Annotated in this window: 14 protein-coding genes; 10 read left to right on the top strand and 4 right to left on the bottom strand. The window is 71.4% G+C overall.

Features of this window, described 5'->3' with window-relative positions:
* The first annotated feature begins 20 nt into the window (after positions 1-20).
* From ACFU7D_RS08980 to ACFU7D_RS08990, 3 genes are read left to right on the top strand one after another with little or no spacing between them, the layout of a single operon-like run.
* On the top strand, positions 21-482 hold the full coding sequence (locus ACFU7D_RS08980; protein WP_378865948.1) for a pyridoxamine 5'-phosphate oxidase family protein: 462 nt from the start codon (positions 21-23) through the stop codon (positions 480-482).
* A complete protein-coding gene (locus ACFU7D_RS08985) occupies positions 472-1,125 on the top strand; it encodes a hypothetical protein (protein WP_378865951.1) in 654 nt (217 codons plus the stop codon). Before ACFU7D_RS08980 ends, ACFU7D_RS08985 begins: the two co-directional genes overlap by 11 nt.
* Positions 1,126-1,167: 42 nt before the next feature.
* Positions 1,168-1,425, top strand: a complete 258-nt coding sequence (locus tag ACFU7D_RS08990) for a hypothetical protein (RefSeq protein ID WP_378724781.1) — start codon at positions 1,168-1,170, stop codon at positions 1,423-1,425.
* A 3-nt stretch (positions 1,426-1,428) separates the two neighbouring features.
* Here ACFU7D_RS08990 and ACFU7D_RS08995 read toward each other — a convergent pair whose 3' ends face one another.
* The 3 genes from ACFU7D_RS08995 to ACFU7D_RS09005 all read right to left on the bottom strand — a co-directional run bounded on the left by ACFU7D_RS08995 (position 1,429) and on the right by ACFU7D_RS09005 (position 8,798).
* The gene (locus tag ACFU7D_RS08995; protein WP_378865954.1) at positions 1,429-6,084 is read right to left on the bottom strand and encodes a family 78 glycoside hydrolase catalytic domain; all 4,656 of its coding nucleotides are present in this window, start codon (positions 6,082-6,084) and stop codon (positions 1,429-1,431) included.
* Between the two features lie 111 nt (positions 6,085-6,195).
* A complete protein-coding gene (locus tag ACFU7D_RS09000; RefSeq protein ID WP_378724784.1) occupies positions 6,196-7,845 on the bottom strand; it encodes a DNA repair helicase XPB in 1,650 nt (549 codons plus the stop codon).
* Between the two features lie 23 nt (positions 7,846-7,868).
* Positions 7,869-8,798, bottom strand: coding sequence for an AraC family transcriptional regulator (locus ACFU7D_RS09005; protein ID WP_378724786.1), 930 nt, complete (start codon positions 8,796-8,798; stop codon positions 7,869-7,871).
* 173 nt (positions 8,799-8,971) lie between these two features.
* On the opposite strand from ACFU7D_RS09005, the gene ACFU7D_RS09010 reads away from it, so the two are divergent.
* Genes ACFU7D_RS09010 through ACFU7D_RS09025 form a run of 4 tightly spaced genes read left to right on the top strand, consistent with a single transcriptional unit; the run spans position 8,972 to position 14,152 of the window.
* The gene (locus ACFU7D_RS09010; RefSeq protein ID WP_378865957.1) at positions 8,972-10,426 is read left to right on the top strand and encodes an aldehyde dehydrogenase family protein; all 1,455 of its coding nucleotides are present in this window, start codon (positions 8,972-8,974) and stop codon (positions 10,424-10,426) included.
* 49 nt (positions 10,427-10,475) lie between these two features.
* Positions 10,476-11,588, top strand: a complete 1,113-nt coding sequence (locus ACFU7D_RS09015; protein ID WP_378865959.1) for a sugar ABC transporter substrate-binding protein — start codon at positions 10,476-10,478, stop codon at positions 11,586-11,588.
* A 3-nt stretch (positions 11,589-11,591) separates the two neighbouring features.
* Positions 11,592-13,127, top strand: coding sequence for a sugar ABC transporter ATP-binding protein (locus ACFU7D_RS09020; RefSeq protein ID WP_378865962.1), 1,536 nt, complete (start codon positions 11,592-11,594; stop codon positions 13,125-13,127).
* Positions 13,124-14,152 (top strand): ABC transporter permease, encoded by a 1,029-nt coding sequence (locus tag ACFU7D_RS09025; protein ID WP_378865965.1) that lies wholly within the window; start codon positions 13,124-13,126, stop codon positions 14,150-14,152. Before ACFU7D_RS09020 ends, ACFU7D_RS09025 begins: the two co-directional genes overlap by 4 nt.
* Here ACFU7D_RS09025 and ACFU7D_RS09030 read toward each other — a convergent pair.
* Positions 14,127-16,103 carry a helicase-associated domain-containing protein gene (locus ACFU7D_RS09030; RefSeq protein WP_378865968.1) on the bottom strand — a complete coding sequence of 659 codons (1,977 nt, stop codon included), beginning with the start codon at positions 16,101-16,103 and terminating at the stop codon, positions 14,127-14,129. The two genes, ACFU7D_RS09025 and ACFU7D_RS09030, sit on opposite strands and share 26 nt — an antisense overlap.
* A gap of 297 nt (positions 16,104-16,400) precedes the next feature.
* On the opposite strand from ACFU7D_RS09030, the gene ACFU7D_RS09035 reads away from it, so the two are divergent.
* From ACFU7D_RS09035 to ACFU7D_RS09045, 3 genes are all read left to right on the top strand, one after another.
* Complete coding sequence (locus ACFU7D_RS09035) at positions 16,401-17,228, top strand: PP2C family protein-serine/threonine phosphatase (RefSeq protein WP_378865971.1); 828 nt, start codon at positions 16,401-16,403, stop codon at positions 17,226-17,228.
* Positions 17,225-19,192 (top strand): FHA domain-containing protein, encoded by a 1,968-nt coding sequence (locus tag ACFU7D_RS09040; RefSeq protein WP_378865974.1) that lies wholly within the window; start codon positions 17,225-17,227, stop codon positions 19,190-19,192. The genes ACFU7D_RS09035 and ACFU7D_RS09040 overlap by 4 nt, the downstream gene beginning before the upstream one ends.
* Positions 19,193-19,318: 126 nt before the next feature.
* Positions 19,319-20,542 (top strand): RDD family protein, encoded by a 1,224-nt coding sequence (locus tag ACFU7D_RS09045; protein ID WP_378865977.1) that lies wholly within the window; start codon positions 19,319-19,321, stop codon positions 20,540-20,542.
* The last annotated feature ends 104 nt before the right edge of the window (positions 20,543-20,646 follow it).

Below are 20,646 nucleotides of genomic sequence, written 5' to 3' on the forward strand. Positions count from 1 at the left end.
CGGACGGTTAGGGTGCGGCCATGGCTGACCCTCGCTCCCTCGCCCAGAGACTCTCCGACACCCGCACCCGTCTGGAGAACGACGTCGACCTGTGGATCGCCTCCGCGCACGACGACCAGCCGTGGCTGGTGCCGATCTCGTTCGTGTGGTGGGAGGGCGAGATCTGGATCGCGAGCATGGGCGGAGCGCGCACCCAGCGGAATCTCACCGCCTCCCCGGTCGTCCGGCTGGCCCTCGGCGAGCTGCGCGACGTCGTGATCGTCGACGGTCGCGCCGAGGTCGAGCCGATGGAGCGTACGCCGCAGCGGGTCCTGGAGATCTACGCCGAGAAGCAGGGCGGCGACCCGAGCGACTGGGCGGACAGTCTGATCCGCGTGCGGCCGACCAAGATCCAGGCCTGGCGCGAGTCGAACGAGCTCGAGGGACGCCACCTGATGCGGAACGGCCGCTGGCTCGACGAGGGTGGGTCCGATGGAAGCTGAGGTGCCGCTGACCGAGGACACCTTCCGGGCGCTCGCCCGGTCGTCGCCGTGGCGCTTCTCCGCTCTGCACTTCACCTGGCGGACGCGGGACGACGGCGACGTCGAGTGCTGGTTGCGCAGACCTGGCTGGCTCCGCGTGCGCGACGCCGCCGGGGATCGGGTGGTCAGGGGCGAGGCTCCGGTGGTCGATCCGGAGCCGGTCCTGCGCGCCGACGGTCTCGTGGAGAGCCGGCCGCGGGCCTGCACCCACGACATCGACGACCCGATGTGGAACAACTACCTGTTCGTCTCGATGCTGGATCCCGAGGAGCTTTCGGTCGATGTGGCGCTGAGCGACCTGCGTTCGGAGCCGAGGGCAGGGCGGGAGACCTGGTGGGCGAGGGCGGCGCCCGGGGAGGAGTACGAGCCGCGGTGCGGTTGTTGTCCGCTGCTGTGGTCCCGGGTCACCGACTGGTTCGAGTACGGAGACGGCGCCCCGGGGTGGGAGCCGCAGGCGGGCACGGTCTACCCCGAGGCGTACGACATAGCGCTGGATGTGGCGACCGGGATCGTCGTGCAGCTGAGCCCGGTCGGAGGCTCGCGGCCCGATCACGGGTTCGAGACCACGATCCACGAGGCAGAACTGTCGGTGGTCTCTGTTTAGGTGGTGGTGAGGACGACATCCGATCCAGACGGAGGAGATGTCATGACCATCAGCACGACCATCGACGAGGAGATCGAGCGGCTCGAGGAGGAGCTCGGCGAGCGGCCTGCCTGTGAGTGCAGCTGTGGCAGCCCGGACAGCGACGCGGAGCCTTGTGGCGAGGTGGCGGCGTACGCCGTGACCGTGCTCTGTCCCGATGACCGGTGCACCCACACCTATCTGTTGTGTCGGGAGTGCCGTGATCAATGGGTGCAGAACTGTCCGCCACCTCACCAGCTGCGCGTCATTGCGCTCGGATGAGGCTCACGCCACCGGCACCACCCACACGTCGGCGACCGAGGGGTCGTAGTCGGCGCCGGTGTCCCGGAACCGGAGCCGCACCGAGCCGTCCGTGGTCTGCGCCGAGGGCTCCACCAGGAACTGGTGGGTCATCGTGCCCTGCCCGCCGCTGGTGCGAGTCAGGTCGACGCTGTGTGCGACCTGACCGTCGAGCTCGACGTCGTAGGTCTTGCGTCGCGCGCCGTCGAAGGTCTCCACGATGCGAACCACGAACGATCCGTCCGTCGGCACTGCGGCGTCGAATTCGAACCAGCCGCCGGGGTAGGAGGAGTGCGTGTAGCGGCGGGTCAGTCCGGCCTCCTGGTTGGTCCCCGACCGCTCGGAGGCGGTCAGCCCGTGTGCCGTCTCCGAGGTCGCCTCGCCGAGGTCGACGTGGTCGGTCGAGTCCGACGGTGGCGTCGCGAGTCCGACGGTCACGGTGGCCGCCGCCTGCTCCGCCGGGGTCGCTCCGGTCGCGACGGTCAGGGACACCGGGCCGCCGACGACCGTCTGCGGCACGACGACCGCGACGTCGATGTCGGCGTCCTGGCCGGCCGGGATCTCGTAGCCCACCGGTTCCGCCGACCAGCCGGCGGGACCGGTCAGCGACAGCTCGCCGCGCTGGGTGACATCGCTGCGGTTGTGCAGCGTGGTGGTGACGGTCGCGGTCTGTCCGCCGTCGATCGACGCCGGGACGCTCGACGTCGCGGTGATCTGCACGCCGGACCCGACCAGGAGGGTGCCTCCGAGCGGGAGCGTCGCGGTGCCACCGGAGCGGCTGTACGACAGTGCACCGGTCAGCTCGACGGGACCCGCCGATGCGTCGTCGGGCACCGTGACCTCGTAGGTGTGCTCGACCTGGCCACCGGCAGGGACGGTTTCCGCGGGGTCACCGACCGGAGCCGCGGTCCACCCGTCCGGCACCTCGAGCGACGAGCTCACCTCCTTCAGTGACTGCTTGCCGGAGTTGTCGACCCGCACCGTGACCTCGACGGCGTCGCCGGGGAGGACCTCGTCGCCGGGGACCTGCAGCGTGGCGACCGCGCCGACCAGCCTGGCCGAAGCCCGCGAGAGGCTCTTCTCGATCGCCGTCAGCCGATCGCGCAGACCTGCCGCGGTCGCGTCGGTGAGCATGCCGTTCTCGGCGTACATCTGGACGGCGCGGTCCAGGTTCGCGGCTGCCGCGAGCGCACGATGGACCTCCTCGGCGACCCGCTCCTCCTCGGCGCCACGAGCGGCGAGGTCCCACGCTCCGGCGATCTCGCCGCGCAGCAGCGCGGTCCGCTTCGTGAGGTCGCGCTCGGCGGCACGGCCAGCGGGGCCGTCGAGGTTCAAGGCGGAGACCTGCGCAGCCGTCGCGGCAGCCCCCGCCCGAGCGGCGCCGAGGTCCCCGAGCACGGGAGCGACCGCGAAGTCGTAGTCTCCGGATCCGACCTCGAGAACGACCACGCCCTCGTCCTCACGGACGAACTCGATGTCTGACGAGTCCTCGATCGGCGAGCCACTCTCGGTGACCGCCCAGCGGTTGGCGGCCGGGATCCGGACCTCGGCGGTCGTGTTCGCCGGGACGGTCACATCGAGGGTCATCGGCCCGTCGTCGGTCGCCCAGGCGCTCTTCACCGTGCCGTACGGGGTCTGCAGGCTGTAGTCGACGTCGTCGACACCGTCTCCGGGCTCGGGCGCGATCCTCACCTTGCGATAGCCGGGCTCGGCGGCCGAGATGCCGGCCATGGTGCGATACATCCACTCGCCGACGGCGCCGTAGGCATAGTGGTTGAAGGAGTTCATGCCGACGTCGTTGAACGTGCCGTCCGGGTTGATCGAGTTCCAGCGCTCCCAGATCGTGGTGGCACCCTTGCCGATCTCGTAGCCCCACGACGGGTAGTCCTCGTGCTGCAACAGCCGGTAGGCGATGTCGGTGCGGCCGGCCTTGGTCAGCGCGGGCAGCAGCCCGTCGACACCCAGGAACCCGGTCGAGAGGTGGTAGTCACGCCGCTCGAGCGTCTGCACGAACTGGTCGTAGACCGCGTCGCGACGGTCCTCGGGCTCGAGGTCGTTGGTCAGGGTGAGGATGTACGCGGTCTGGCTGTCGCCCTTGACGGAGCCGTCGGCGGTGATGAACGCCTGCTGGTACGCCGCCCGGATCGCCTCGAAACGGGCCTGGTAGGCGTCGGCGTCGGCGTCCTTGCCGATGGCCTTCGCCATCTGCGCGAACTCCCGGGTGCTCTTCGCGACGAAGGCCGTGTCCAGGACGTCCGCGGGCGTCGGGTCGTCGAGGTTGAGCCAGTCCAGATAGCCGCCGGCGGAGCGGATGTGCCCGGTCGAGTCGGCGTCGAGGAAGTCGACGTAGCGTTTCATCATGTCGTAGTTCTCCGTGATGACGCCGGTGTCGCCGTAGGCCTGCCACAGCGTCCACGGCACGTGCACGCCCGCGTCCATCCAGCCGGCCGACTCGTAGCCGCCGTCGAAGCGGCCCGGGACGACCGGGGCGACGCCGGGCAGCGATCCGTTGGCCCGCTGGGTGTCGCGCAGGTCCTGCAGCCACTTGGTCAGGAACGACTCGGAGTCCATGTTGTAGACCGCCGTCCGGGCGAACACGTTGATGTCGCCGGTCCACCCCATCCGCTCGTCGCGCGCCGGGGTGTCGGTCGGGATGGAGAGGAAGTTGCCGCGCATGCCCCACACGATGTTGCGGTGCAGCTGGTCGACCAGGTCCGAGCTGGTGTCCAGGGTGCTGGCCAGGTCGCCGTCGGTGCCCACCACGACGCCCACGATGTCGGAGGCGTCGGGCGCCTCCTCGAGTCCGGAGATCTCGACGTAGCGGAAGCCGTGGAAGGTGAAGGACGGCTCGTACGTCTCCGGCTCGTCCGATCCGATGGTGTAGGTGTCGGTGGCCTTCGCGCTGCGGAGGTTGGCGGTGTAGAGGGTGCCGTCCGGGTTGAGCACCTCGCCGTGGCGGATCGTGACCGTCTGGCCCTTCTCGCCCTGCACGGTGAGGCGGACGTGACCGACCATGTTCTGGCCGAGGTCGTAGAGGTAGACGCCGTCGGTGGGGGAGTCGATCCGCTTCGCGGTCTCGAGCTCCTCGGTGACGCGTACGTCCACGGCTGTCTGGGGCTCGAGCACGTCGGTCGGCTCGTCCCTGACGGCGACGGGGTTCCAGCCCTGGTCATCGAAACCGGCGCGGTCCCAGCCGTCGACCTCGGCCGCGCGGCCGGCGTCGTACCACTCGCCGTCGAGGAGGTCGGCCTCGCGGGTCGGCCCGCCCGTCGTACGCCAGCTGTCGTCGGTGCGCACGACCTCGCTGGTTCCGTCGGAGTAGTCGACGACGAGCTCGGCGATCACTGAGTCGGCGGTGCCGTAGACGTCGGTGCCGAACATCGCGACCTTGCCGGAGTACCAGCCGGGCGCGACCTCGGCCCCGAACACGTTCGATCCCGAGCGCACCAGCTCGGTCACGTCATAGGTCTGGTAGTCGATGCGCTTGTCGTACGCCGTCCAGCCGGGCGCCAGCTCGGCGTCGCCGACCCGCTTGCCGTTGAGGCGCAGCTCGTAGACGCCGCGTGCCGAGGCGTAGACCCGGGCGCGGGAGACCTTCTTCGATCCCAGGTCCACCTCCTTGCGCAGCAGCGGCACCGCGTCGTCGCCGCGCAGCCACGCCTCGCCGCCGGCGCTGTCGACCTTGAGCCCGTCGGCGGTGACGGTGCCGGCGGTGAAGGTGCGGTCGCCGGTCGGGAAGTCGGTGTCCACGAGGGCGGTGCCACCGGCGCTGGTGACGGTCACGTCATGGACCAGTCCGTGCTCGGCGCCGCTGGTGCGGAAGCCCATGACCCCGGGCCCGGCGAAGGTGGCGTCGGTGCGCTGGTCGAGCTGCTGGCCGTCGATCGTGGTCGTGATCGTGTCGCCCGCGACGGTGATCGCATAGTCGTGCTCGGCGGCGAAGTCGAAGCCGTTCGGCACCGGCTTCGCGGGAAGGACGGAGTAGCCGCCGTTGCGCTTCACGTGCGGACGAAGCGCGTCGTCGGACTCGCTGAACTGCCACATGTAGGCGTTCTCGGTGTCCTCGCCACGGAAGTAGACGCCGAGGGCTCCGCCGATGTCGGAGGCGGTGAACTCGATCGTGTAGTCGGTCCACTCCGCGCCCAGCTCCGGAGTCTCCGCGCCGATCCAGTCCGCCGTCCACGCTTGCTCGCCGAGGCCGGTCGAGAACGTCGCCGGATCGCTCCACGCGGAAGCGACACCCTCGTCGTCCCAGACCCGCACCGACCACACGTAGTCCGTGCGAGGCTTCAGCGCGCGCCCGGCGTACCGGACGTCGACCGACTGCCCGGACCTCACCTTCCGGCTGTCCCAAACATCCGGCGAGGTGAGCCGTCGTTCCGAGGACGCGACCCGGATCTGGTACGCCTTCTGGGTCACCCCGCGGCGGTCGGAGTCGAGCTGCCACCCCAGGGTGGGGGCGGCCGTCGCGATGCCGAGCGGATCGACCAGCGCATTCGTACGCAGCTCGCCGACGACGGGGACGGAGCCCGACGCCACGTCTTCGGTCGATGGGACGGCGCTGGCGGCGAGTGGGGGTAGTGCGGGGGAGAGGACGACGGCGAGGGTGGCCGTGACCAGCCCGGCGATGTGTCGGCGCACGCTGACTCCTGAGATCGAGGAATTGAAACGCTTCACTGAGTATGGCGTGCGTCACATTCCGCGTGCACCGACTTGGCCGCATCCGGCCATGGCCATCGATTCGACCCAGGGTCAGGAGGTGAGGTCGTCGAGGGAGTCGGCGTCGACGATCCGGTACGCATAGCCCTGCTCGGCCAGGAAGCGCTGACGGTTCTGGGCGAAGTCGGCGTCGACGGTGTCGCGGGAGACGATCGTGTAGAAGTGCGCGGTCTTGTTGCCGTCGCCTGGACGCAGCAGCCGCCCGAGGCGCTGGGCCTCCTCCTGGCGGGAGCCGTAGGCGCCGGAGACCTGGATGGCGACCTCGGCCGAGGGCAGGTCGACGGAGAAGTTGGCGACCTTGGAGACGACCAGCAGGTCGACCTCGCCGGAGCGGAAGGCGTCGAAGAGCCGCTGTCGCTCCTTGACCGACGTCTTGCCCTCGATCACCGGAGCGTCCAGCGAGGCGGCGATCTCGTCGAGCTGCTCGAGATACTGCCCGATCACCAGGGTCGGCTTGCCGGCGTGGGACGCGACGATCTCTTTGACCACGTCGATCTTGTGGTGCGTGCAGGAGGCGATCCGGTAGCGCTCGTCGGGCTCGGCGGTGGCGTAGACGAGTCGCTCGTCGGCGGGCAGCGTCACCCGCACCTCGACGCAGTCCGCCGGGGCGATCCAGCCCTGCGCCTCGATGTCCTTCCAGGGCGCGTCGTAGCGCTTGGGCCCGATCAGGGAGAACACGTCACCCTCGCGCCCGTCCTCGCGCACCAGCGTGGCGGTCAGGCCGAGCCGGCGGCGGGCCTGCAGGTTGGCGGTCATCCGGAAGATCGGGGCGGGAAGGAGGTGGACCTCGTCGTAGACGACCAGCCCCCAGTCGCGGGCGTCGAGCAGCTCCAGGTGCGGGTAGGCGCCCTTCCGGCGTGTGGTCAGCACCTGATAGGTGGCGATCGTGACCGGCCGGATCTCCTTGACCGACCCGGAGTATTCGCCGATCTCGTCCGGTGTCAGTGAGGTGCGGCGTACGAGCTCGTCCTTCCACTGCCGCGCCGAGACGGTGTTGGTGACGAGGATCAGCGTGGTCGCCTGGGCGTGCGCCATGGCGGCGGCTCCGACCAGCGTCTTGCCGGCGCCGCAGGGGAGCACGACGACGCCGGAGCCGCCGTGCCAGAACGACTCGGCCGCCTCCGACTGGTAGGGGCGCAGCGTCCAGTCGGTGGTGTCCAGCGCGATCGAGTGCGCCTCGCCGTCGACGTAGCCCGCGTAGTCCTCGGCCGGCCAGCCGAGCTTGAGCAGCGCCTGCTTGAGGTTGCCGCGCTCGGAGGGGTGGACGACGACGGTGTCCTCGTCGACCCGGGATCCGAGCATCCCGGCGACCTTCTTCGCCCGGATGACCTCCTCCAGCACCGCCCGGTCGGAGGAGACCAGCACCAGCCCGTTGGCCGGGTTCTTCTCGAGACGGAGGCGGCCGTAGCGGGCCATCGTCTCGGCGACGTCGACCAGCAGGGAGTGCGGGACCGGGTAGCGGGAGAACTCCAGCAGCGTGTCGACCACCTGCTCCGCGTCGTGCCCGGCGGCGCGCGCGTTCCACAGTCCCAACGGGGTCAGCCGGTAGGTGTGGATGTGCTCCGGCGACCGCTCGAGCTCGGCGAACGGTGCGATCGCCTTACGGCACTCACCTGCCCGGGCATGGTCGACCTCGAGCAGCAGCGTCTTGTCCGACTGGACGATCAGGGGGCCGTCGTTCACCGGACCAGCCTAGGACCCTGGATCTAGGCGGCGCGGTCTCCGGCACGCCACTCCCGAGGAGTGACGCCGTAGGCCCGCCGGAAGGCGCGGGTGAAGGTGAGCGGGTCGTTGAACCCGCAGACGTACGCGACGGCGCCGATGCCGCCCGGAGGCTGACGCGCTGCCGAGAGCATCTCGGCGGCGACGGCGAGGCGTACGGAGCGGAGATAGGCCGCCGGTGAGCTGCCGGACTCCTCGAAGACCTGGTAGAGCCGCCGCCTGGACACACCATGGCGGCGGGCGACCTCGTCCATGGTCAGCGTGCGGTCAGCGGCATGGTCGCGCAGGTGCTGGCGCACGGTGTGGTGCAGCCCGGCGGTCGTGTGCGGGGTGACCGGGGCGCTGGTGAAGGCGGAGTGGATCATCACCGCGGCCAGGTCACGGACCACGGTCGCCACCTCGGCCGGGCTCTCCGCCTCGGGGAGTGCGGCCGCATAGGAGAAGAGGGCACGCGCCGCCGGTGCCTCCTGGACCCGGGGGAGCGCGACCCGGTCCGCGGCCTCGCCGAGCATCCCGCTCGGCAGCCGCATCGACGATCGCGAGACCTGGACCAGCAGCTGCTGCTGGTGGGGCGCGGAGTAGTCCACGAGATAGGGGGCGTCGACCCGGTAGACCGACACCGACCCGGGACGTACGGCGACGGTCCGGGATCCGGAGGAGACCGTGCCGGTGCTGGAACGCTGCAGCGACAGGTGCAGGTCGTCCCCGCCAGCGCCGCGGGCGAGCCTGGCGGTGCGGGTCGAGCTGTGGCCCGAGGACGTCGCGAGCGCGACCGCGATGCCGTCGTCGAGCTGGGTGTGCTCCATCCGGCCGGTGAACCCGGGCTCGACGTCGTTGCAGGCGAGAGGCACGAAGCAGTTGCTCACGACCGACTGCCAGGCGTCGGCGCTGTCGACTTCGACCACGGCGCTCATCTCATCCTCCTCCCAGGGCCTGACAAGAGCCTACGGAACGTGATGCCGGTCACGCTCGTATCCGCCCGGCGCCGTGCACAAATCGTCGGTTCAGACGGCGGCGACCCACCGTAGCGTCGACGCGGCGACGGCCACCAGAGGCTGTCGTCGCCAGATGTAGACGAGGGAGTGGGATGGGGTTCTTCGACCAGGACCAGTGGACCGGCAGGGCGTACGTCGGGGGCTGGGTGAGACTGAGCGGGACGCTGGAGGTGTCCGCGCCGGCCACCGGCGAGGTGATCGCCGAGGTCGCGTCCGGGGAGGCCGCCGACGTGGACCAGGCGGTGAGCCTGGGGGTCGAGGCACAGCGAGAATGGGCGGCACGACCGGCCGAGGTGCGCGCCGAGGTGATGCGCCGGGCCGCCGCGATCCTGGCCGAGCACCAGGAGCTGCTGGTCGACTGGCTCGTCCGCGAGGCCGGCTCCGGGCAGGGCAAGGCCTCCTTCGAGGCCGGGCTGGTCGCCGCCGAGCTGCACCAGGCCGCCGCGACCGCGCTGATGCCGTACGGCCGGCTGCTCCAGTCCTCGCACCCGCGGCTGAGTGTCGCCCGGCGGCGCCCGGTCGGCGTCGTCGGCGTCATCTCGCCGTTCAACTTCCCGGCGATCCTGGCCGCCCGCTCGGTCTTCCCGGCGCTCGCGCTGGGCAACGCCGTGGTCCTCAAGCCCGACCCCCGCACCAGCGTCGGTGGCGGGCTGTTCCTCGCCGCGCTCCTGGAGGAGGCCGGGCTCCCGGCGGGGCTCTTCGCCGTCGTCCCGGGACGGGTCGAGGCAGGCTCGGCGCTGGTCGAGCACCCCGACGTCCCGGTCATCTCCTTCACCGGCTCGACCGGGGCCGGACGGATCATCGGCGAGCGCGCCGGACGCCTTCTCAAACGGGCCCATCTCGAGCTCGGCGGGAACAACGCCATGATCGTGCTGCCCGGCGTCGACATCACCGCCGCGGCCTCCGCCGGCGCCTGGGGCTCCTTCCTGCACCAGGGCCAGATCTGTATGACCACTGGCCGCCACCTCGTCCACGCCGACATCCACGACGAGTACGTCGCGACCCTGGCCGCCAAGGCCGCGGCCATCCCCGTGGGCGACCCCACGACCGGCGTACCTCTGGGTCCGGTCATCGACGCGGGGCAGCGCGACAAGGTGCACGCCCTGGTCACCGGGTCGATCGCGGCCGGGGCGAGGCTGGAGACGGGCGGGACGTACCAGGGCCTCTTCTACCAGCCGACGGTGCTGTCCGCGGTGACCCCGGAGCATCCCGCGTTCGCCGAGGAGATCTTCGGGCCGGTCGCGCCGGTGACCCGGTTCGAGACCGTGGACGAGGCGATCGATCTGGTCCGCCGCAGCGAGTACGGGCTCTCGGTCGGGGTCCTCACCACGGACCCGTTCGCGGGCTACGAGCTCGCCGACCGGATCCCCAGCGGGATCGTGCACGTCAACGACCAGACCGTCGACGACGAGGCGCAGGCGCCCTTCGGGGGCATCGGCGCTTCCGGCACCGGTGCTCGGTTCGGCGGCCACGAGGCCAACATCGACGCCTTCACCGAGACCCAGTGGGTCACGGTGCAGTCGCAGATCCAGGCGTACCCCTTCTGAACGCCTCTCGGGCCCCACACAGACCCACCTGAGACAAGGACTACGGATGATGAGAACGAAACGGATGTACGCGGCGCTGGCCGCGGGAGCGCTGCTGCTCGCCGGCTGCGGAAGCGAGAGCGGAGGCGGAGGTGCGGATGCCGACGCCGACGTCGAGGCCGCGAAGGCCTACCTGGAGCCGTGGAACGGCGAGGGGGAGAAGGGCCTGCTGATCGACGAGCCGCTCTCCAAACCGATCGCCAAAGGCACCAAGGTCGTCTACCTCGACGTCGGCACCCCGGTGAGCGCGGTGATGTGGGGCAACCTCCAGGCACCGGCGAAACTGCTCGGCCTGGAGCTGGAGCGGGTCGAGGTCGGCCGGGACGCGCAGAGCATCAACGCCGCGATGAACACGGTGGTCGAGAAGAACCCCGACGGCGTCATCAACATCACCCTCGACCCGGTCTTCTTCGAGTCGCAGACCAAGGCGCTGGAGGAGAAGGGCATCCCGATCGCCTCCGGGTCGGTGATGAACACCGTCGAGCACGGTCTGCCCGAGGCGTTCAACGGGCCGGACTGGATGAAGGCCAACGGCGCGGCGCTGGCCGCGGCCGCGGTGGTGCGCTCGGAGGGCGCGAGCGAGTACGTCTTCTACAACGTGCCCGAGTTCCCGTTCTCGCCGCTGGAGCTGGAGGGTGCGAAGGCGAAGATGAAGGAGCTCTGCCCCGACTGCACGCTGCGCACCGTCGACATCCCGATCGCCGAGCTGGGCTCCACCGCGGCCGACCGGGTGGTCAGCGACCTGCAGGCGAACCCGGACACGGAGTACTTCATCGCCGCCGTCGACGAGGTGCAGATCGGCCTGCCGCAGAAGCTGAAGCTGGCGGGGATCGAGACCAAGGGCATCGGCATGTGGACCTCGCCGCCCAACTACGAGCAGATCGGCGCCGGCGACCAGGACGCCACCCTCTCGGTCGACCTCAACCTGATGATGTGGACGGTCCTGGACCAGCTGCTGCGGGAGATGAACGGCGACGCGTACGAGTGGCCCGCGACCGAGGTGCGCGCCTCGACCCTGACCCGGGTGACCGACGCCGAGAACCTCCCGGAGGACGCCACCGTCGGCTACCAGGCCGTCGAGGACCTCGAGACGCTCTTCGCCAAGACCTGGCTGGTCGACTGAGTGATGTCAGCCAAGAAGTCGGGCGGTCCCCCGCTGGTGGGGGTCACCTCCGTGGTGAAGGACTTCCCGGGCCTGCGGGCCCTCGACGACGTCTCGCTCGAGGTCCGCAGCGGCGAGATCGTGGCCGTGCTCGGCCACAACGGCTCCGGGAAGTCGACCTTGGTGAAGGTCCTCGCAGGCAGGTACGCCGCCGACGGCGGCACCGTCGAGCTGCCCGCGTCGGCCGGCGAGGAGGCAGCCGAGCTGCACTTCATCCATCAGGATCTCGCGCTGGTCGGCGCGCTGACCGCGGTCGAGAACCTGAACCTGATCGGCTCGGCCCGACTGCGCCCCCACGACAGTCGGGCCGAGCGTCGCCGGGCCACGAAGCTCGTCTCCCGCTTCGGGGAGGCGTTCGACGTCACCGTGCCGGTCGCGTCCCTGACCCCCGGCCAGCGGGCGATCGTCGCTATCGCCCGCGCCCTGGACGGCTGGACGCACCCGCGCAACGTGCTCGTCCTCGACGAGCCCACCGAGTCGCTCCACGGCGCCGAGGTGGAGGTCCTCTTCTCGGCGGTCCGCCGTCTCGCTGCCGACGGGGCGGGGGTCATGTTCATCTCGCACCGTCTCGACGAGGTCCTGGCGCTCGCCGACCGGGTCGTGGTGCTGCGCGACGGACGAGTCGTCGCCGCCGAGCCGGTCGACGGCCTCGACCACGACCGGCTCGTCGAGCTCATCACCGGCGCCAGCCCTGCGGAGATCGAGGCCCACCAACCCCAGGACGTACGCAGCACCGACCCGGTCCTGAGCGTCCGTGGCCTGCGGGGCGGTGCCATCGAGCACCTCGACATCGACCTGCACGCCGGGGAGGTGGTCGGCGTCGCCGGTGTGCTCGGCTCGGGCCGGGAGGCGGTGCCGTCGCTGCTCTTCGGTGCGGTGCCGTCCCACGCGGGGAGCTTCACCGTCGGCGGAGCGGTCGTCCTGGCGCCCACTCCGGCGACCAGCATCCGGCGCAAGGTCGCCTTCGTCCCGGGCGACCGCGCCAGGCACGGATCCACCGCGCAGATGAGCGCCCGGGAGAACCTCACCCTACCGCAGATGCGCACCGTCCGAGGTGCGGGCGGGGCGATCAGCACCCGTCGGGAGCGGGCGGAGGCGGAGCGCCGGCTGGCGGCGTACGACGTGCGTCCGCATCGCACCGAGCAGCGGTTCGGCCTGTTCAGCGGGGGCAACCAGCAGAAGATCGTGCTGGCCAGGTGGTTGCGCGACGACCCGCTGGTCCTGCTGCTCGACGAGCCGACCCAGGGTGTCGACATCGGCGCCAAGACCACCATCTACGAGGCGGTCGGGCAGGCCGCGGCCAACGGGACCGCGGTGCTGGTGAGCTCCTCGGACACCAAGGAGCTGCTGCGGATCTGCGACCGCGTGCTCGTCCTGCGAGACGGCCGTCTCGCCGCCGAGCTGGCCGGCGAGGCGCTCACCGAGCATCGCCTGCTCGTCGAGGGCTACGGCCTGACGCCCGACAACCCCGAGATCCAGAAGGACCAAGGACCATCGTGAACCTGCGTGCACTCTCCTTCCGCAACATCAGCGCCGTCTACATCTTCGTGGTGATGTTCGTCGTCTTCTCGATCTGGATCCCGGACCGGTTCCTCCAGGTCGGTGTGTGGCGCTCGATCCTCGACGCCGAGGCGCTGACCGGGCTGGCCGCTCTCGCCGCGCTGATCCCGCTGGTCACCGGCTCGCTCAACCTGGCGATCGGGGCGCAGGTCGGCTTCACCGCGATCCTGTCGGCCTGGCTGCTGGCCAAGGCAGGGCTGCCGATCGTGGTCCAGCTACCGCTGGTGCTGGTGGTCGGGGCGCTGATCGGCTGGGTCACCGCGGTCGTCATCACCAGGCTGCGGGTCGAGCCGATCGTGGCGACCCTGGCGATGAGCTCGATCCTGCTCGCCGGGATGGCGTGGGTCTCCGGCAGCCAGCAGATCCTCGACCTCGGCCCGTCCTACCGGACGCTGGCCACGACGCAGTGGGCGGGCGTGACGGTGCCGGTCTACATCCTGTTCGCGGTCGCCCTGGTGAGCTGGTACGTGCTCGAGCGCACGCCCGTCGGCCGCCGGATGTACGCCTCCGGGTTCAACCCCGACTCCGCCCGGCTCGCCGGCGTCGGTGTGACCCGGATCCAGACCGGCGCGCTGATGGCCGGCGGCGCGATCTCCGCGCTGGCCGGCGCCCTCCTGACCAGCCGTCTCAACGCCGGAGACCCGACCGTCGGCCCTAGCTTCCTGCTCCCGGCGCTGACCGCGGTGTTCCTGGGGTCGACCCAGTTCCGGGGCGGACGGTTCAACGTGTGGGGCACGCTGGTGGCGATGTACGTCCTCGCCGTCGGCATCAAGGGCCTCCAGCTCGGCGGCTCGCCGCGCTGGGTCAACGACCTCTTCTACGGCGTCGCACTCATCCTTGCCGTCGCGCTCTCCCAGTGGGAGACCCGTGGCCGCATGCTCTGGCGCGGCCGCCGGAGGTCCGGGGAGCCCGAGGAGCCCGCAGAGGCCGAGTCGAAGGTCACGACCCCGGCCGGACACTCCTGATCCGGGACAGCGCGAAGGAACGTACGTCCTCCTCGACCCGGGCCGCGAGCGAGCCGCCGTCGATCCCCAGCGGCTCGACGCGAGCCTCACCGGCGACCCCGCGGCCGTCGACGTAGGAGATCACGACCTGCTCCCGGGCGTCGATGGCCTCATGGAGGATCGCCATGGTCGAGGCCGGCTCGGGCGGCAACGGGCGTGAGGCGGCGGTCTCGTCGCCGGCCTTGATTCGTGCGGCCACCGCGGTCGCGCGCACGGTGAGGTGGGCCTCCTGAGCGCCCGCGGGGCGCGGCGCGTTGCGGGCCTTGGCCCGCTTGGCATCGGGGCGCGCCACGTGGACGGATCCGTCGGGGGCCTCCACGACCGGGGCCAGGCCCAGCTCGCGCAGGCGGGGGAGGAGCGAGTCGAGCGCGACGGTGCTGACGACCACCGTCGGCGCCAGCCGCCGCAGTCCCAGGGAATCGGCCGCCGGATGTGCCAGCAGCTCGGCCAGCGCGGCCTCGTCGTCACTGCGCAGATAGGCGGCGGCGAACCCGACCCGGACCGTCCCGAACGTACGCGCGGTGTCGTCGACCAGGTAGGTCAGCGCCTGCGGGACAGGGGTGCGGGAGGCGGCGGTGAGGAACGCGTGGATCTCGGTGGCGGTCCAACCGCGGTCCATGGCCCGGCGCACCGACTCCTTGGTGAACCGGTAGACCGTCGCCCCGCCGTGCGACTCCACCGTGGCCACCACGGCCAGCGTGCGGGCCAGCGCGGGCTCCAGCGGCCCCGGCGCGACCGCGGTCAGGTCGCCCTGGAGCAGCACGTGGTCGACCGGCTCCGGCAGCAGCCCGGCCAGGCTCGGGACCGGATCCTCGCCGGCCACCAGCAGCCGACCGTACGCAGCCAGCCCTCCGAACGCGGCGAGCCCGAGGGCCTCCGCCTCGGTGAGCGTCCACTCCACCAGCGCCTCGCGGGACTCGGTGCGGGTGCGGGGCCGGCGCGGCCGCTCCCAGGCGAGGCGGGTGACGATCGCGGCGGGACCGGTGCCCGCGGCGAGCACCTCGCCGTCCGGGAGCCCGGCGAGCAGGCCCAGGGTCAGCCGCCGGGTCCCCACGGCCGAAGCCCCGGCCAGATCGGGCGCCAGCGCGTTCCAGGTCTTCCCGGCGGGGTCGCGCTGGCCGACGAGCCCGGGAAGCCGTGGAGAGGCCAGCCAGGCGCCCGCCACGTGGCTCCACCGGGCTGCGAGCGGTTGCTGCAGCCACTGGTCGAAGAGCTCGGTCGGCATCCAGGACGGATCGCCCTCCTCGTCGGTGCCGAGCGCGAGCAGGCCCGAGGCCCAGGCGACCTCGACCAGCAACGCCGCGGCCGGTTCGGAGATGTGGAGTCGCTCGGCAGTCGTCTTCAGGTCCCGGACCGTCAGCCCCGCCCCGCCACGCAGCGACCGGGGTGGCGCGGCACTCCAGGCGTCGAGGAGCAGCTCGAGGTTGCGTACGAGCTCGAAGGCGGCGCCCGCGGCCGCCCGGTCGACCAGCGTGGACGCCCGCGACGAGGTCGGCAGGGGCGGCGGGACGTCCACGGGGGCGAGCGTCGTCCGCCCGCCCCGCAGTGTGATCCCGACCTCGCCGGGCAAGGTCAGCATGCCGTCGCCCGAGGACACCAGCAGCCCGTGGGCGATCAGCTCCTCCGCCGGTCCGGCCGCCTCGGCCACGGAGACGCCTGGGCGTGCGCGGGAGGAGGAGGCCTGGCCGCCGCCGGCGTCGACGGCCTCGAGCATCGCGCGCGCCTCGGCGGACACAGCAGGCAGGCTGCGTACGCCTTCTTCCTGGTCAGCGGCGAACGGCTGCAGCCCGGAGGTGCCGGGCGAGCCTCGCAGCAGGGCCGCGACACCGGTCACCGCGCGCAGGCGATCGAGGGACTGCCACACCAGGCAGGTGTCCTCCAGATGAGAAAGTGCCCGTGTCGCGGCGTCCACTTCGGCATTCACCATGGAAGATAAGTGGGCTTTGGTGGTTTGATTCGCGAGGACAACGGCATCAAGCACGATCAGCTCGAGATGGTTAAGGTCATCCATCGCGTAGTGCAAGGATGTGCGAGTGGCTGCTCGGGCGGCGAGTTGGCCGGAGTCATGAGGGGACGGCGTGGCGAGATCAGGACGAGCAAGAAGCAGGCGTGAGATGCGCTCTGTGGGCCAAGAGCGCAACTGGTCTGCGAGCGAGCGGAAGCCTGTGTCCATCGGCATCACGCTATCCCGGCAGGCCTAGGGGGCGAGATGTCCAGGAAAGTAGTGATCGCGCACGGGGCGGCGACAGACGTCGGTCAGGTGCGGAAGGTCAACGAGGACTCCCATGTGGCCGAGCCACCGGTCTTCGTCGTCGCGGACGGGATGGGCGGCCACGACGGTGGTGACATCGCCAGCGAGATGGTGATCCAGGAGTTCGCCAAGCTCGGCGGCACCCATTACGTGTCCGAGTCCGGCAGCCAGGCGATGGTCGAGGCCCTGCAGGCGGCACAGGACCGGATCGTGGCCTTCGCGCTCGAGCAGCGCTCGCGCGGGGCCTCGGACTACCAGTCCGGCACCACCTGCGCAGCGGCTCTGATCGCCGACGGCGGAAGCAGCCCGTTGTGGATCCTGCTCAACGTCGGCGACTCGCGCATCTACCGATACTTCGACGGCACGCTGAGCCAGCTCAGCCGCGACCACAGCCTGGTCCAGGAGCTGGTCGACTCGGGGCAGATCACGCGCGAGCAAGCCGAGCACCACCCCGAGCGCAATGTGGTGACCAGGGCGCTGGGCGGGATGGCCCCGGCAGTCCCCGACATCTTCCAGGTGACTCTGCCCGTGGGCGCCCGGCTGATGCTGTGCTCCGACGGCGTGAGCGGAATGATCTCGGATGGTGAGATCGCCGACATCCTCGCCGGGGAGGACACCGATGCCCGCGACACGGCCGAGAAGCTCGTCGCCGCCGCGGTCGAGGCGGGTGGCCGGGACAACGCGACCGCGATCGTGGTCGATGTGATGGGATTGACCGAGGAGAACCCGTATGACTCGGAGCAACAAAGGGTGAGTATGGAGCAGAAGCTAGGAGTGCTGCCATGAGCGAGCAAGGAACCATCGCAAGCACGTCCTACATGCCGGGCACATGGTTCGGCATCATCGGTGAGAGCGCCACGGTGCTGCTCCCGCCCTCGGAGAAGAGCCGCGCGGGCGCGCTGTGGGCGCTCGTCGACGACGGTGCCGGGTTCGACGAGGTGCTCGACGCGCTCGTCGCGACCGGCTTGAGTTCGTTGCCGGGCTTCGTCCTCATCTCCGGGGACGTGACGCCTGACGGCGGGAGCGTACGCACGGTCGTGCGCGGCCCGTCCGTGGTCTCGTTCGAGGCCGGCGAGGGAGCCGTCGAGGTCGACGGCTCGTCGTCGAAGACGTGGGTCGAGCGCACCCTCGAGGGTGTCACCAGGATGTCCGTATCGCTCGGCGAGGAGGGCGCGACCGGTGAGCCGATGACGGCGCTCGGTGGCCTGCTGCGGGTCTCGGGACTGGAGGTTCCGCCCCCGGCCCCGGAGTCCACCCAGGACGACTCGCCGGAGAGCCGCGCCGGGTTCGTACCTGCCCCGGTGGCGGTCGAGGAGGGCTCCGACGACAGCGTCGACGAGCCGGCCCAGGCCGACCCGCTCACCGATCCTCTTCCCGAGGAGCCCTACGCCGACTCCGACGACCTGGACTCCGCCGAGGAGCAGGTTCTCGATGAGGACGAGCCGGTCGCGGCTCCGCCCTCGCTCTCGGTCGTTCCGCCGATCCCGATCTCGGGTGACCTCCCCGGTCTCGAAGCCGACTCGGAGCTGGACTCCGACGCGGAGGCGGACCTCGGCCCGGAGCCCGACTTCGACGCGGACTCCGAGGACGAGCCGATCTCGGTCAACCGGGGCGACGAGTCCGGCGAGGCCTCCGCTCCGCGTCACGACGACCTGACCGAGCCGACCGAGGCGTTCGAGATGCCGGCCGCCTCCGATGACGCCGACGACCAGGACTTCCCGGAGCCTGCTGCCGGCGGCTACGAGGACGACTACGCCAGCGACGAGCACGCCGCTGCCGTCGCGTCCTCCTTCGGTCCCTCCGCGGTCTCCCCGGAGCCCGTGGCCGAGATGGACGACGTCGCCCCCGACGCCGAGACCGAGGTCCTCCAGGCCGTCGACGAGGGGCCCTACGACGGGCCTGAGTCCTATGACGGGCCCGAGTCCTACGACGGGCCCGAGTCCTACGACGAGCCCGAGTCCTACGACGAGCCCGAGTCTGCCCAGGCGCCCGGCTTCGGCCCGCCGTCGATGCCGCCTCCGCCGCCGCTGACGACGCCTCCGCCGCCTCCGGTGGACGCGCCGCCCGCTCCTTATGAGGAGGCGCCGGCCGAGGGCCTGATCGATGCCGCGCCGGGCGACGCCCCGATCGAGGCACCGCCCTTCGACAGCCCTGTCGACGCGCCGGTGACCGAGATCCCGCCGGCACCCCCGGCTCCGCCCGCGTTCCCGGCGCCGCCCGCGCCGCCGGCTCCGCCCGTGGCTCCCGTCCCGGAGACCCACGACGAGCCGATCTGGGAGGAGCCCGACCCCGACGAGGACGACCACGACGGTCTGACCCGCATCGGCGTCGGCGAGGATCTCAACGCCGGTCTCGCCGGGATCCCCGGCCAGCCCGAGGCCCCGAAGGTGACCGCCTACCCGGTCGCTCGCCTGGAGTTCTCCAGCGGCGACCGCGTCGAGGTCGACCGAGTCGTCCTCGTCGGCCGCGCGCCGGAGGCGAGCCGGTTCACGCCCACCGAGCAGCCGATGCTGGTGACCGTGCCGAGCCCTCACCAGGAGATCTCCTCGACCCACTGCGAGATCCGTCCCGGTGCCGGGGTCGACCACGGCGCAGCGGTGGTCACCGACCTCGGCTCGACCAACGGCACCGTGCTGGTCCAGCCTGGCCTCGGCCCGGAGGACCTGCGTCCCGGCGTACCGGTCCAGCTCATGCCGGGTGCCGTCATCGACCTCGGTGACAGCCTGACGATCCGGGTGACCAACCCATGATCAAGCGGCTCTCGCTCATGCCGTCGACCCCCTGGGAGGCGGCGGCATGAGCGAGCGCCAGCGAGCGACGATGGGCCTCAGGCCGCCGCGTCCGTATTCTTTGCTTCTTCGTACGGAGGCGGCGGCATGAGCTTGGCCGGCCTGCCGGCTCCGGCAGCCGAGGCTGCGATCGCGGAGCCGGATCGTCGGTTCTACGCCTTCGCCATCGACCGGGTGATCGCGTGGGCGATCTTCGCCGCGGCGGGGTTCACCGCCTGGCTGATCTTCTTCCGCAACGACAGCCTGCTTCCCGGCGTCGGCCTGATCGCCGGCGTCGTGCTGGCGGTCTGGCTGGTCGGCACCGTACTCACCGGCTCCGGGGGCAAGACCCCCGGGAAGATGGCCCTCGGGCTGCGCGTGGTCAGCGATGACTCCGGGGCCGCGGGCCGCCCGATCGGCGTCGGCAAGGCGTTCGTACGCCAGGCCCTGCTCGGCCTCTGCACGATCCCGACGCTCGGCATCGGGACCGCCACCTTCGCCTGGGTCGCCGCGATGGACGACCGCGGCCGGCGCCAGGGGTGGCACGACCGTCGTGCGGGCTCGGTCGTGGTCGACGTACGTCCTCCGGCGGTCGTCGAGGCCGAGGAAGAGGCCCCGGCACCGCGCCGCATCGTCAACCTGACCACGATGCGCCTGAAGCAGGCCGAGGCGACTCCCGAGCGGGCCGAGCGGCCGCAGACCCCCGCAGCCCCGACCCAGAGCGCGCCGACCCAGAGCGCGCCGACCCAGAGCGCCGCGACCCAGAGCGCCGCGACCCAGAGCGCCGCCGCTCAGGCCCTGGCGGAGGCACAGGCCGCGCAGACCCAGATCGGGGGGCTGGTCGCCCGTCAGACGCCGCCGGCTCCCGTGCCGACGCCCGCGCCGCCCGCTCCGCCGCCCCCGCCCGCTCCTGCGCCCCCGGCACCGCCGGTCGTGCAACCGGTGGCGCAGCCTGCCCCTCCGCCGCCTCCCGCGCCTGCCCCGCAGCCCGCGGCGACGGCTCGTTGGCGGGTCACGTTCGACACCGGCCAGAGCTTCGTCGTGGAGGGTCTCGCGATCGTCGGTCGCGGCCCCGAGCCGCGTCCCGGTGAGGAGGTCGCCCACCGGGTGGCCCTCTCCTCGAGCGACATGTCCCTGTCCAAGACCCACGCTCAGTTCCAGATCGCGGCGGACGGCACCCTCGTGGTCATGGACCGTGGTTCCACCAACGGCACCACCCTGATCCGCCAGGGTGCCGCACGAGCCCTCGGCGCCCGCCGCCCCGCGGCCCTCGTCGACGGCGACAAGGTCAAGTTCGGCGACCGCACCATGGACGTGCTTCGCGAAGCCTGACCGCCGAGAGGTCACCCCCGTCGGCCGCGATGTCACCCAGGGGGCGTCTCGGCCGCCGCGCGTGTCGCCGCGGCGAGGTCATTCGTCGGAGTCGAAGGTCTCCG

Origin of the sequence: Nocardioides sp. NPDC057577, assembly GCF_042801335.1 — a bacterium.
GTDB lineage: Bacteria > Actinomycetota > Actinomycetes > Propionibacteriales > Nocardioidaceae > Nocardioides.